This is a genomic window from Micromonospora sp. BQ32 (assembly GCF_059358895.1).
On the sequence record NZ_JCADBI010000020.1, the window covers coordinates 37,878 to 50,010 of the forward strand.

Sequence of the window (12,133 nt, forward strand, 5' to 3'; positions counted from 1 at the left end):
ACCAGTGGGGCAAAATTCCACTCTCCCGATCGTTACACTCGCCGAAACGCCGGCACCGCCGCAGCCCTCAGCCTGCGCCAATCCCCATCGATAGGAGACGCCTGTGACCCGCGACAAGGCGGCACCCCCCGGCATCGACCCCAACGTTCCCAGCGTGGCCCGGGTCTATGACTTCTTCCTGGGCGGCAAGGACAACTTCGAGGTCGACCGGAAGGTCGCCGAGCACGCCCTGCGGATCACACCGGACGGGCCGGCAGCCGGCCAGGCCAACCGGGCCTTTCTGCGTCGAGTGATTCGCTTCCTCGTCAGCGAGGCGGGCGTCGACCAGTTCCTCGACATCGGATCGGGGCTGCCCACCCAGGGCAACGTGCACGAGGTCGCCACCGAGCAGAACCCGAAGGCTCAGGTGATCTACGTGGACAATGACCCGATCGTCCTGACGCACGGGCGGGCCCTGCTCGCCTCGGAGGGCACCGCGACGGTGATCCAGGCGGACATCCGGGAGCCGCAGGAGATCCTCAACCATCCGGACGTACGTCGGTTCCTCGACTTCGACCGGCCGATCGGGTTGCTGCTCTTCGCGATCCTGCACCACCTCGGCGACGACGAGGATCCGCGGGCGGTGGCGGCGGCGTTGATCGATGCGCTGCCCTCCGGCAGCTACGTGGCGATCTCGCACTTCCGCGACCCGGGCGAGCGAGACCCGGAGGGCTCCCGCAAGGCCCGCGAGGTCGAGCGGGTCTTCAACGAGTCGTTGGGTACCGGCCGCTGGCGTACCGACGAGGAGATCCTCTCGTTCGCCGATGGGCTGGAAGTGCTGGAGCCGGGGCTGGTGCCGCTGGCCGAGTGGCGTCCTGAGCCGGACGCACCGGCTACGGTGCAGACCGACACCTATCACACCTTCGTCGGGCTCCTCGCCCGCAAACCGTAGGCTCCGCCTTCCGGTGAGGCCCGTCGGCGGCCGTCCGCTTCGGCCGCCATCTCATGCCTAGCGGTAGGAAGATGGCCCTGGCGCTCAGCGCCAGGGCCATCCCAATCCATCATCGCAAGGCTGGTCATCAGCTCCCGGAGTCCGGGAACAGGTACAGGTCGACGTGCACCGTCTGGTGGTCAAGCTCCACCTGCTGCCTGCCGTAGAGGCTGGGCGGGCCAGCGTAGGTGCCGATGAGGTTGTACAGGCCCGGGTCGACAGCGAACCGGAAGGCACCATCGGGGCCAGTCACGACCTCGACCCCAGCTGGCTCCAGTCGAATTGTCGCCCCCTCCAACGGCAGCCAGGTGGTCATGTCGAGCGCCTGACCCTCCAGGTTCCAGGTGGCGGACACGGTGAAGCTTCCCTGCGCCATCGGGCTGAGCCGGCCGCGGCGGTCGACCGCGACCACGTACACCGGACGCTGACCCGTCACACTGCCCGCGTCGATCGTCACGGTGGCCGTACCGTCCGAAGCCGCGTGGACCTCGCTGCTCAGGTTCGTGTCGCCGACGCTGTACCGGAACTTGGCCACCCGGATGTCGCCGTTCGCGTCGAACCTGATGGCGATCTGGCCACCTTCGGCGACGCTGTCCCCGGCCGGGAAGCTGATTGTCGGTTGAAGAGGCGCCTTCGTCGCGGACGGTCCCCGGACGGCCGCCGACGCAGGCGACGCCACGAGCATCGCACCGGCGGCCAGCGCCAGCGACGCGGCCAGTGCGGCAACACCACGGCGAGTGAGACGGGTACGCGTACCCAAGGTTGATCCGACCAACATTCCAGCCCCCGCATCATCAGAACGGCATGGCGGGCTCACCGTAGCCAGCAAGTTGATCTCGGTCAACGCCCTTCGCTAGCCAGGGCAGTCGAGTAAAAGATAATTGACATGATGTCCGCGCTGCTTTACTTTGAGAATGTCAAAGTTTCTATACATGGAGGTGGGAGATGTCCTCCGAAGAAAAACGTTCGTGGATCTACGTCGTGGTCGGCTTCGGCGTCGCCGCGGTCTACTTCACCACCGTCCTGTCCAAGGTGGCGGGCGCGGACGTCGCGCGGATCGCCTACGTGCGACCGATGCTCATTGCCATCGGTGCCGGGATCGGCCTGGGCATCGTCGCCAACATCGCCGCCGCCATCGCCTCGCCGAAGGAAGCCGGCAGGACCGACGAGCGCGACCGGCAGATCCGCCGGATGGGTGAGCACGTCGGGTTCTACGTGATGAGCATCGCCGCGACCGTCCCGCTCGCCCTGGCCATGGCGGAGGCCGCCCACTTCTGGATCGCCAACGCGCTGTACCTGGCGTTCGTCCTGGCCGCGCTCGCCTCGTCAACCGCGAAAATCGTCCTGTACCGCCGGGGCTTCTGACCATGGTCAAACCCACGAAGGTCACGAACTCGATCCGAGCACTGCGGTTCGCGAACGGCGAGATGACGCAGGCAGAGTTGGCCGACCGCATCGGGGTAACCCGGCAGACCATCATCGCCATCGAGCAGGGCCGCTACTCGCCGTCGCTGGAGATGGCCTTCCAGATTGCCCGCGTCTTCAACGTGCCGCTCGGCAACGTCTTCCAATACCCAGACTCCGAAGACTAACCAGCCACGACCGCCCTCAACCTGGCTCACAGTTCCAGGCGCTGCACGTGATCGACGCCGCCTACACGAACGTCGTCGACGCGTAGATATCCGACGCACCAGGCGTCAAGCCCTCGCAGCGCGATTGTCCCGCCGCCGTCGCGCAACCCGCCCATGTGTATGACCACCGCGACCAGGATCGAGACGACCATGACGAAGACAACGATGATCGCGATCGCCCGCGACACCTACTGCACGCCGGCCCAACTCCAGCTGCGCGACATGGCCGTCCCGACCATCGGCGCCGAGGACGTTCTCGTCCGCGTCGAGGCCGCCGGCGTCGACCAGGGTGTGTGGCACGTCATCACCGGTCTGCCCTACCTGGTGCGCGCCGCCGGTTTCGGGCTGCGCCGGCCCAAGAACCCCGTCCCGGGCATGGACGTCGCCGGCCGCGTCGCGGCCATCGGCGCCAACGTCACTCGGTTCCGTCCCGGTGACGAGGTCTACGGCACCTGCGACGGTGCGTACGCCGAGTACGCCCGCGCCCACCAAGACAAACTCGCCCCCAAACCGACCACCCTCACCTTCGCCCAGGCCGCCACCGTGCCCATCTCCGCCTGCGCCGCCCTCCACGGACTGCGGGACGTCGGCCAGCTCACCGCCGGGCAGAAGGTCCTCGTCACCGGCGCTGGCGGCGGTGTGGGCACCTTCGCCATCCAGCTCGCCAAGGCATACGACGCCGAAGTCACCGGCGTGTGCCGCACCGCGAAGACCGACCTGGTCCGCTCCCTCGGCGCCGACCACGTCATCGACCACACCCGCGCGGACTTCACCACGGGCACCGACCGGTACGACCTCATCCTCGACACCGCCGGCAACCGTCCCCTAACCCAGCTCCGCCGCGCCCTCGGCCCCCGCGGCACGCTCGTCATCGTCGGCGGGCCCGGAGGCGGACGCCTGCTCCAAGGCGCCGATCGCCAAATCCGGGCGATGCTGCTGTCACCCTTCGTCGGCCAGCGTCTGACCGGCCTCATGTCCACCGAACCCGCCGCCGACCTGCACACCCTGGCCTCACTCATCGACTCCGGTGCCCTCACCCCGGTCCTCGACCGCACCTACCCCCTCGCCCAAACCTCCGACGCCATCGACTACCTCAAAACCGGCCAACCCGCCGGCAAGGTCGCCATCACCCTCTGACCCACCGAGACCTGGTTACCCCTGCGGGGGCAACCCGCCGCCCACCGGCCCAATGCGCAGTACCGCGGTCGGAGCGTCGGCCATGCTCCCACCGGGCGGCGCCAACAGCTGGGGCGTCGAGGGAACCCCCGCCTCCGCCACCGCGTCCGGTGCGTTCCTCCGGCGCATCACCACCAGTGCGAGCGCGCCCAAGCCCGCGGCGACCAGCAGGCCGCCCAGAAGGAACAGCGACGAACTGCTCCCCTCGTCACTGACGGCCCTGAGGGTGGGCGGCGCAGCCTCGGGGGTGCCGTCGACCGCCGCGGCGAGAGGGCTTGCCTCAGCGGCAGACGACGGCGACGCCTTGGTGGGCGCTGCCACCGCGGAGAGGGTCAGCCCGACGGTCGCCACGTCACCGGCGGTGCCCCGTACGGTCGTGCGAGCGGTGCGGTAGCCGTCCATGGCCGCGCGGACCGTGATGGGCCCCTCGACGATCGTCTTGCCGGCGCTCGACGTGATCGAGAACTGGCCACTACGGCTGCTGGTCGTCCGATATTCGTGCCCGGCGCTGTCCCGGATGGTCAGCTCCACGCCGCCGATCGCCTTTCCGCCGGCGTCGCGGACCCGGCCGGAGACCCCGCTCACCCCGGCCGCCGGCTTGTCCCCGCCGGACGGCGATGCACCCGAGCCGTGGACGTAGACCATCTTGTGGTCATAGGTGTTCTGCCCGGCAAGCCGCACGCCGACCGAGATGTTGAGGCCGGTGATCTCACCCGGGCGAGCCTCGGGGGCGACGAGCTTCGTGTCGAAGGTCTGGCTCCGGCCTGGTCCGAGGTTTGGCTCTACCCGGCATCCGGAGGTGCATCGCAAGCCGCCGCCGACCACCACGATGGCCGTTTCGGCCCGGCTTCCGTTGTTGGTGACGCTGAACCGCAGCCGTACCGTCTCGCCGGGCTTCACGTTCTCCGACGACACGCTCAGGATGCGAACGGTCTGCGGGGCGGCCGTCGCTGGTGCCGCCGGCACCGCGAGAGTCCCCCCGGTCAGCGCGATCAATGCGGCCGCTCGGGTCCATCGGACACGTAAGCGCGTCGTCACTTCCAACCACCCTCACCAAGAGCAGGCATCACCGGTCGATGGTGCCGCAGGCCACTATGCCCTGTCGGGGATGGGTTGCACGCCCCACCTCCGACGTCTGGCCGGAAGTCCAACCACGCCCAGGACCGGGTTCTGCGGGCTGACCGGCAGGGTCATTCCAGTGTGGGCAAAAAGACGGAAGAGCTCATCCCTCCAAGCGGCTCAGTCTCGTTTCTGATCACGGGAAGCATGGGAAGTCCGGCTCCGACCGGGCTCTGGCTGGCTTGGGATGGCCAGGAAGAATCTGTGGCAGTACCGGTCCCCCTGATCCGGGCATGGCCCGGCTGACGCCAGCAGGTCGGGGCCGGACCGACGAGGCAGCCGGCTTGGACCATCAGTTTGGAGGTGCCGAACCTCAGCTTGGGAATCAGGCAGATCTGCACCACGGATGGCACCCTGACCTGGCCAACGGCTGCGCTGGGCTTGGATGCGTCGTCTATGTAGGGGCCGTGGCGATGCTAGCGGTGTGGTGGGGCGGGAAGTGGTAGCGCAAATCCCCCAAAGTCGACAGGAGGGCCGACCGCTTCGTCCCGAAGGAATGATCGGCCGTCGTTGAGCTGTGCAAGCAGGCCGGAAGCTGCGGCTCGGATCCACCAGCGTCTGCGGGCGTCCGGTCGTGGTTACCTCCATCGTCACCCAGTTGGTCACTCAGCACGTGGCTCCGACTCACGTTAGTCCGCCACTGGCCAGCCTCGACGTTGCAACTCGTCAACCACTTTGCCAGCACGAAGCGCCCAGAAGATGACCGCCCCGTTGTGGCCCTTTCGCACAAGCCTGACGCCGTCGGCCAGCACAGGGACACGACCGAATCGGGAGATCGATACCAGGTTCGCGCGCGTGACACGGAACTCCCCGAACAGGGACGAAACTGTGAGGTAGCTCGTTCCCACGCGGAGCCGAGCGAACGGCCACGTGGCGTACTTGTTGCTTCTGTACCCCAGTCCCCACGACCGCACATCAGAGTCAACGTAGGCAACGCCCCCGCGCGTGCTGAACTCCTTGTCAATCACCTGCCGATCATCACCGACTCTCGCAACATCCACATGAGACGCCCTCAAGCGTCTTGGCGATCCTCCTGGCCACGCCACACAGACACCTCGACCGCGGATGCTGTACGACAGCAGAAAGGCCACCTCCCGAGCCCGGGAAGCGGCCTCTGACTTGCGGAGCTGAGAGTGGGCGCTGGTATCGAACCAGCGACCTCTTCGGTGTGAACTCTCGGCGATCAGGTTGGGTCGGGCTTGATGGGAGGTCAGACGGCCTACTGGCGCGCCTCTCGGCTCGGTCCGGCTGGCACGGTTGCTGTACTTCGCTGCTGTACTGCTGGCGTCACACGAGGCGCTGGATCCGGACCTTCGGGCGCTCGTTTCTCAGATGTCCATGCTTGTGTTGGCGGACCTGTTCGTCCCAGACCTCCTGGTCGTAGTCCGGGTCCGGTGGGATCCACTTGTGCGAACCGTCGCTGTAGTGGAACTTCTCGTCGCCCGGCCGCAGGATGCTCACCGGAGCCAGCCGAGGAAGCGTCTGTGCAGCACCCCCGCCGGCACCCAGGTCAGGTCCTCGGAGGCCCGCGCCAGCTGGGCACCTAGATAGAGAGCCAGGGAGACCGGAGCGTCAGATACTGGTCGTAGGTCACTCGTCGCCATGGTGGTGTTCTGTCCCGCATCACTGACTCCCTGGAATGCCTCGTCCAAGCCGTCGAGTACCGCCACCAAGGCGTCGACAACGTGCAGCGCTGGATCGACAGCTCACGAGCCGCTTTGAAGACCGCCAGCGCCCACCGCCTTGCCGACGCCGCCCTCAGCGGACAACCCCTGGCCTGGCTCACTCCCCCGCCGCAGGAGTAGGCGTCCAACGCTTGGCGTTGTATTGATCAAGGACGACACGGCGTAGATGTCGCCATCGCTGATATCCGCCGAGACAGGCGCCGCTGAGATGACCGGGGCAGGCGTCGCTAGCGATCGGTCAACGGACAGGTTGGTCGTCGCGCAGCCGCAGTCGCAGCCACCGTCAACGGCGGTATGCCTCAGTGCCCAGCCGGCGAGAGTTGATCGAGCACTACTGCGTTACAGAGCCGGTCATCGACCGTGCCATGCAGGTGCTACGGATCGAGGGCATGACCGAGGCGCTGCCAGGCGTAGGCGTCTTCGTCGCCGAGTAGTTGCATAGCGGCCTGGATCAGGGCAGTGCCACCAGCAAACGCTTCGGTGTGAACACCGTGACGGCCTGACAACCGTTGCCGTCTGTCGCGGTCGTGCGCCTTGGTGCAGGTCGCTGGCGGTCCTGTTCCATTCGTTGCTTCGCCGTATCAGCGAGTTCGCTGCCTTTCTGCTGCGTCGGGCAAGAAGTTGACGCCCTCGGCGAGACTGAGGACGTGGATGCGTGGGTCACTCTGTTCGCGGCCGTTGCTGGTGCTGGGATTGCGATCTTCGGGCAATACATAACTAAGCGAAGCGAAAGCAACGCTCGCTTGACCGAAATCCTTCTCGAGCAGTGTTCTCAGCTCGTGTCAATGTCCGAGGACTTTCGGCATCGGCTGTGGGAGGAACGAGAACTAGGACTTTCCGGACGCGTGGAGGGCTGGGATCTCGGAGCGTCCCGGCTAGCCGCAGCACGCCTACGCATCTTGTGCGGTGACCAGCATGTACTCCAGGCTCTAGACGAGCTGAACTCGTCCGGCAAGGCTCTCGGAGCATACTGGAGGCGGGGAAATATTGACGCCGACGAACTGGATGCCCGCTACGAAAGAGCGAAGACGGCTGCCGAGGATTTCATCACCGCCAGCGCGAAGCTCTTTCGCCTCCGGCGCTTCCGCAGAGTATTAGAGGCACAGCGGGAGCGGTGACCGTGCTCGCGCCAACCCGCCCCAGCGTCCCGGCTTCTGCCCGTGGTCGTTGCTCGGCCGCTGTCATCACGATCTACGCATTACAAGTCAGTCCCCCGGCGCTGGTTCACGCCTGGTCCTCGTGCCGAGCAGGGTGTCTCCGTCCGCAACCGTCCGCTCGTACTCGCTGGCTTGGCTGCTCGACGGGACCCTGCTCCTGCGCTGCATGCGCCCCGTACCTCACGCTCTGCCCTCGGCGGAACGCCGTCGGTATCGGCAGCCATGCCCGTGGCTCTCAAGCGCCTCCCCTAGCTCCGGAAGCGTCAAGGAAACCGGTAGGGCAACGTGCCAGTGTGCGGCCGGAGAGCCGAACCCCGTCGGACCGCAACCCTACGATCGGTCGCGGGAAGCCGGCAGTACAGGGCACCTTGGGGCAGTTGACTGATGGGAGCCGACGTGACCGAGCGCGTCTGCGCGCTTGACGGATGCACGAGGAAGCAGTTGGCGCGCAGCCTGTGTCGCACGCACTACGAGCGTCAGCGACGCCACGGCGATCCGCTGCACGTGGGACGCCCAGGTCGGCGAGTTGGTCCTCCGGCAGAGCCATGCCGACTGGACGACTGTGATTCCCCTGAAGAGTCCTTCGGGCTCTGCGGGATGCACTACGCGCGCTACCGACGCTGGGGGGACCCCTTCTGGGCCGGAGAGCGAGTCGACGAGGAGACGAAGCGTGCGCGCCGCCGCAAGGCCAAGCACCCGTGCCGGCACTGCCAGGCTCAAATCCCGGCGAACCGCATCTACTGCGATGTGCGCTGTCAGCGAGCAGCCCGGCGTCCGTGTCGAATTGAAGGCTGCACGAATGCTTCGGTGTCAGCGGGGCTGTGCGCCGGTCACCGGCATCATCAGCGCCTGAGGGGTGAGTTCGGCCAGCTCCGCCAGCATCGTGAAGCCCTAGCCACTCTCGAACGGGATCCAGAAGGCCGGAAGTTCTGCGCTGTCTGCGACACCTGGAAACCAGAGGAGTCCTTCTCCGCCAATCGCAGTTGCCCCGATGGCCTAAATCGCATGTGCCGGGAGTGTTGGTCTCACCGAAACAGGCTGCGGAAGTACGGCATATCCCCCGAGTTGTACAAGCAGATGTTCGTGGCCCAGCAGGGCCAGTGCGCCGTCTGCGAGGGGCGCGCCGGTGACGGCAAGCCGCTCTACGTCGACCACGACCATCGGTGCTGCCCAAGTCGTGACAAGACCTGCGGAGAGTGCATCCGCGGCCTACTGTGCTGGCGTTGCAACCTCGGCATCGGCCAGTTTCGCGACAGCATCCAGATCCTTGCGAGGGCTACCAGCTATCTACGTCGCTACGAGCGGGACGCGACGAGATGACCGGCTTCCGGTCGGCCGCCGGGTATCTCTCTCCTCGACGGCCAAGCCACCACGACAGACGCGGAATCCGGGCTGGATCCTCGCTCGGCAGCGGCTCATTGCTGCCGGTCGCCTACAGGAGAGCCGACCACCTCGAGGCGTTCGAAGATGTAGTAGACGGGGACAGCGCCGATGATGGCCAGTGCCACCGGCGGGCTGACGAACGCGACGGCGATCGCGGCCAGGTACAGGACCGACGCTGCCCCGAACCGCAGCCGCGCCTTCCAACGGGCCCGCCGCGGCAACGGCTGCTTGAGCCGCCCGGAACGCAAGGTCCATTCGAAGATCCCGGCGAAGCTGAGCCCCATCCCCATGAAGGCAGCCGCATACAGAAGCACCGCTACCCGGGCGTCCTGCCCGCCCAGTGCGAGGTACTTGGCCACCGTCGCCGTATCTACCGGGATGAGGACGACGAACAGCAGCAGGACGAGGTTGAGGAGGGCCAGGGTCCGGTCGACGACGGCGACGTTCTTGACGAGGGCGTGATGGTTGATCCAGATGAGCCCGATCGTGGCGAAGCTGATCAGGTAGGCGACAAATGCAGGCCAGTGGTCGGCGACTTGATGCAGGAGCGGGCCATGACCCGGGCCGGCCACCGCCAGGTTCAACGCGAGTAGCGTGATCGCGACCGCGAAAACGGCATCGCTGAATACCTCCAGCCGAGTTCGGCTCACTCCACAGTTCTACCGCAACACCGCGACCTGCCAGGGGGCTTTGGCCCGGTCAGCTACCGCCGGGCTCGGCCGTCGCAACCCACCCCGGGCTGAGCCCAGCATCCTCCGCACTGCGTGTCAGACGTTGAAGCGGAACTGCGGCCCGTGATCGGCTCACCAGCGGGAACAGGCTCGGCACCTGCTCACACGGCCTACTTCTCCGGCGAACTGTGGCGGCGTACCAAACAGGCCATCGACCGTCACCTCGCCGCCCTCTGCCGCCGACGCCGCATCCCATACGTCCAGGTCGTCACCGGCTGTGGCACGAGACCGGACTCGTGTTCACCACCCGCTACGGCACACCCATCGAGCCACGCAACTTCCAGCGGTCGTGGCAGGCGAGGTGCGAGAAGACCAACGTCACGCCGATCACCGTCCACGACGCCCGCCGCACCTGCGCCACGCTGCTCGCCGACCTCGACGTCCACCCGAGAGTCGCCATGCAGGTGCTGAGGCACGCCCGTCTCTCCGTGACGATGGAGATCTACACGCAGGTATCCAACAAGGCGACCAGAGATGCGCTCAAGCGCCTTGGCGATTCTCCCGGCCACGCCACACAGACACATCGATCGCGGCTACTCCACGCAAGCAGAAAGGCCACCTCCCGAATCCGGGAAGCGGCCTCTGACTTGCGGAACTGAGAGTGGGCGATGCTGGTATCGAACCAGCGACCTCTTCGGTGTGAAACAGGACGCCGCACCGACTCTGACCTGCGGAAACGTAGAGCCGCAGGTAGGGGCGGGTGCAGTTGTGCGCCGTTCGGCACCGTTGGACGCAGTTCAAGGCCGTTCAGGGCACCCTGCTGCTCCCAGTCTGCTCCCCCTATCCGGGTGCCCCCCTTGTAAGTCACGGGCAGCACCAGCAATACAGATCATCGCCCGCGTCTCGCGCGCGCTGAGCAAGGGCGGCAATCTTCTCGATCACAGGCAGCATCTCGTCGTCAGACAGTGGCCCACACGCCAGCTCCTCGATCCGCCCCCATTGCCCCGACAACTCCAGCACCTGGGCGTTGCTGATAGAGGCGAGGATGTCCCGCGCGGCCCGGTCCAGCGACATCAGCCACGGTCCGTCCTGCTCGTCCCCGCTCCACAACAACTCAAGGTCGACCAGGCTCACATCCCAGTCGACCTCTCGAACGAAGCTCACCAGCTTGCCGAGGGACACGGTCGGCTCGATGCCCTTCAGATCAACCGCATCCACAGCTACGCCGCTGGGGCTGACAGCGAACGGCCCGCCCTCGAAATCCTTCATCAACCCGACAGCCGCAGCGTCGTCCTTGGCCCGGAGGTAGTCGTACAGCACACCCATGGCACGCACTTCACCACAGGGCTACGACAGCGGAGGCCCCACATCCGGGGGTACGTCAGGATGCAGGTCCAGCGGTGCAATGGCGGCGCTGCCGTGGTGCGGGGCAGGTGACGATGTCCCAGGGCCCCAAGGGCGACCGCGGCCAAACGCACAGTTATCGTGTTCGACGTGAACCTCGCGGATCTTGTGATCGACGCGGCCAGCACAGATTCGGCGGCCTGAACGCGCGCGTGCATGTCCAGCTGATCGGGCGGGTGGATGGGTTCCGGGTGGGAAGGGGCTGGACCGTGGGTATCGCGTGGCGCGAGTCGCCGGAAGCGCTGGTCGGGCTGCTACGCCGTCAGAACCTGACTCCGGACCGGGTGGACAACGTCGAGGCGGCGTGGAAAGCGTTCCGCGACTTTCTTGCCCGGCCGGTCGACGGCTTGGAGCCAGGGCCGGACAGCGACGCCGATGGCTTCATTGTTCAGTGGGGCCGGTACAGCTGGCACGACCGGCTTCCCAGCCTGAGCTTCACCCGGCAGTTCGCCGTCGATGTGCGGGGAACCTGGACCGAGACCGACTGGTACCAACCAGAGATCTGGCAGGTGAGCCTGGAGTTGGTCTTCCCAGACGCACCCGCGCTCGCCGACCTAGACCGGCTCAACGTCCAGAACACCGGGTTCGACTTCAGTCCACCCGGTCCGGAGCGAGACCATGCGATTGGTGAAGCGGAGTGGGAGGTGCAGCACCACCCGATATTGCAAGCACTTTGGGCGAGCACCCCCTTGCGCAGCGCCGTCACGCTGGACCGCGCAGACTAATCACCCAAACGCCCCAGCCGCATCCGGCTCCGGTGACCCGCGCATTGCTCGAGTGCACGGTAATCGACAGTTGCGGGTGGTCTCGTGGTGGCAGCCTCATCGCCTGGCGGCCGGCTGGACAGTGTCCGGGCCGCCGGTGTGCGGCGTCGGGAGGTAGCCGGGGTACGGCTGCGGCAGTGCCGCCGCGCAGGCCGCGGAGCATGCGTTTACCA

General features: G+C 66.6%; 13 protein-coding genes and 4 pseudogenes. 10 read left to right on the forward strand and 7 right to left on the reverse strand.

Translation table 11 applies throughout. The features are described from left to right. Positions 1-103: 103 nt before the first annotated feature. Positions 104-931, forward strand: coding sequence for an SAM-dependent methyltransferase (locus AC5L30_RS28620; protein ID WP_494871024.1), 828 nt, complete (start codon positions 104-106; stop codon positions 929-931). A 127-nt stretch (positions 932-1,058) separates the two neighbouring features. Here AC5L30_RS28620 and AC5L30_RS28625 read toward each other — a convergent pair whose 3' ends face one another. Continuing rightward, positions 1,059-1,814: a hypothetical protein gene (locus tag AC5L30_RS28625; RefSeq protein WP_494871025.1), complete on the reverse strand. Its 756-nt coding sequence runs from the start codon at positions 1,812-1,814 to the stop codon at positions 1,059-1,061. Between the two features lie 101 nt (positions 1,815-1,915). Here AC5L30_RS28625 and AC5L30_RS28630 point away from each other — a divergent pair, with 101 nt between their 5' ends. Together AC5L30_RS28630 and AC5L30_RS28635 are read left to right on the forward strand one after the other, a co-directional pair. Then, a complete protein-coding gene (locus AC5L30_RS28630; RefSeq protein ID WP_494871027.1) occupies positions 1,916-2,335 on the forward strand; it encodes a hypothetical protein in 420 nt (139 codons plus the stop codon). Between the two features lie 2 nt (positions 2,336-2,337). Next, the gene (locus AC5L30_RS28635) at positions 2,338-2,562 is read left to right on the forward strand and encodes a helix-turn-helix transcriptional regulator (protein ID WP_494871029.1); all 225 of its coding nucleotides are present in this window, start codon (positions 2,338-2,340) and stop codon (positions 2,560-2,562) included. 26 nt (positions 2,563-2,588) lie between these two features. Here the strand turns inward: AC5L30_RS28635 and AC5L30_RS28640 are convergent, their stop codons facing one another. Beyond that, on the reverse strand, positions 2,589-2,753 hold the full coding sequence (locus AC5L30_RS28640) for a hypothetical protein (RefSeq protein ID WP_494871031.1): 165 nt from the start codon (positions 2,751-2,753) through the stop codon (positions 2,589-2,591). Here AC5L30_RS28640 and AC5L30_RS28645 point away from each other — a divergent pair. Further along, entirely contained in the window at positions 2,752-3,738 is a 987-nt protein-coding gene (locus AC5L30_RS28645; protein ID WP_494871032.1) for an NAD(P)-dependent alcohol dehydrogenase, read from the forward strand. The genes AC5L30_RS28640 and AC5L30_RS28645 overlap by 2 nt on opposite strands. Positions 3,739-3,753: 15 nt before the next feature. Here AC5L30_RS28645 and AC5L30_RS28650 read toward each other — a convergent pair whose 3' ends face one another. From AC5L30_RS28650 to AC5L30_RS28660, 3 genes are all read right to left on the reverse strand, one after another. Then, positions 3,754-4,743 (reverse strand): carboxypeptidase-like regulatory domain-containing protein, encoded by a 990-nt coding sequence (locus tag AC5L30_RS28650; protein WP_494871034.1) that lies wholly within the window; start codon positions 4,741-4,743, stop codon positions 3,754-3,756. A 782-nt stretch (positions 4,744-5,525) separates the two neighbouring features. After that, positions 5,526-5,864 (reverse strand): hypothetical protein, encoded by a 339-nt coding sequence (locus tag AC5L30_RS28655; RefSeq protein ID WP_494871035.1) that lies wholly within the window; start codon positions 5,862-5,864, stop codon positions 5,526-5,528. A 319-nt stretch (positions 5,865-6,183) separates the two neighbouring features. After that, positions 6,184-6,357 carry a hypothetical protein gene (locus AC5L30_RS28660; RefSeq protein ID WP_167362340.1) on the reverse strand — a complete coding sequence of 58 codons (174 nt, stop codon included), beginning with the start codon at positions 6,355-6,357 and terminating at the stop codon, positions 6,184-6,186. Between the two features lie 164 nt (positions 6,358-6,521). Here AC5L30_RS28660 and AC5L30_RS28665 point away from each other — a divergent pair. The 3 genes and pseudogenes from AC5L30_RS28665 to AC5L30_RS28675 form a co-directional block, all read left to right on the forward strand. Continuing rightward, positions 6,522-6,701, forward strand: a pseudogene (locus tag AC5L30_RS28665) (HD domain-containing protein); the annotation flags it as partial. A 176-nt stretch (positions 6,702-6,877) separates the two neighbouring features. After that, positions 6,878-7,015 (forward strand): annotated as a pseudogene (locus AC5L30_RS28670) (GntR family transcriptional regulator); the annotation flags it as partial. A 1,728-nt stretch (positions 7,016-8,743) separates the two neighbouring features. After that, the gene (locus tag AC5L30_RS28675) at positions 8,744-9,058 is read left to right on the forward strand and encodes an endonuclease VII domain-containing protein (RefSeq protein ID WP_494871122.1); all 315 of its coding nucleotides are present in this window, start codon (positions 8,744-8,746) and stop codon (positions 9,056-9,058) included. Between the two features lie 95 nt (positions 9,059-9,153). On the opposite strand, the gene AC5L30_RS28680 is transcribed toward AC5L30_RS28675, so the two are convergent. Further along, positions 9,154-9,771, reverse strand: coding sequence for a TMEM175 family protein (locus AC5L30_RS28680; protein WP_494871037.1), 618 nt, complete (start codon positions 9,769-9,771; stop codon positions 9,154-9,156). A 195-nt stretch (positions 9,772-9,966) separates the two neighbouring features. On the opposite strand from AC5L30_RS28680, the pseudogene AC5L30_RS28685 reads away from it, so the two are divergent. Further along, positions 9,967-10,158 (forward strand): annotated as a pseudogene (locus tag AC5L30_RS28685) (replication initiator); the annotation flags it as partial. Continuing rightward, positions 10,068-10,358 (forward strand): annotated as a pseudogene (locus tag AC5L30_RS28690) (tyrosine-type recombinase/integrase); the annotation flags it as partial. The pseudogenes AC5L30_RS28685 and AC5L30_RS28690, both read left to right, overlap by 91 nt. Positions 10,359-10,656: 298 nt before the next feature. Here AC5L30_RS28690 and AC5L30_RS28695 read toward each other — a convergent pair. Then, on the reverse strand, positions 10,657-11,118 hold the full coding sequence (locus tag AC5L30_RS28695; protein WP_494871039.1) for a hypothetical protein: 462 nt from the start codon (positions 11,116-11,118) through the stop codon (positions 10,657-10,659). A 287-nt stretch (positions 11,119-11,405) separates the two neighbouring features. Here AC5L30_RS28695 and AC5L30_RS28700 point away from each other — a divergent pair, with 287 nt between their 5' ends. Then, positions 11,406-11,921 carry a hypothetical protein gene (locus AC5L30_RS28700; protein ID WP_494871040.1) on the forward strand — a complete coding sequence of 172 codons (516 nt, stop codon included), beginning with the start codon at positions 11,406-11,408 and terminating at the stop codon, positions 11,919-11,921. Positions 11,922-12,133 lie beyond the last annotated feature (212 nt).

Excerpts from the sequence above, each read along its gene's own strand:
- AC5L30_RS28635 (WP_494871029.1), top strand. The coding sequence starts at position 2,338 with ATGGTCAAACCCACGAAGGTCACGAACTCGATCCGAGCACTGCGGTTC.
- AC5L30_RS28695 (WP_494871039.1), bottom strand. The coding sequence starts at position 11,118 with ATGGGTGTGCTGTACGACTACCTCCGGGCCAAGGACGACGCTGCGGCT.
- AC5L30_RS28640 (WP_494871031.1), bottom strand. The coding sequence starts at position 2,753 with ATGGTCGTCTCGATCCTGGTCGCGGTGGTCATACACATGGGCGGGTTG.
- AC5L30_RS28675 (WP_494871122.1), top strand. The coding sequence starts at position 8,744 with ATGTGCCGGGAGTGTTGGTCTCACCGAAACAGGCTGCGGAAGTACGGC.
- AC5L30_RS28645 (WP_494871032.1), top strand. The coding sequence starts at position 2,752 with ATGACGAAGACAACGATGATCGCGATCGCCCGCGACACCTACTGCACG.
- AC5L30_RS28630 (WP_494871027.1), top strand. The coding sequence starts at position 1,916 with ATGTCCTCCGAAGAAAAACGTTCGTGGATCTACGTCGTGGTCGGCTTC.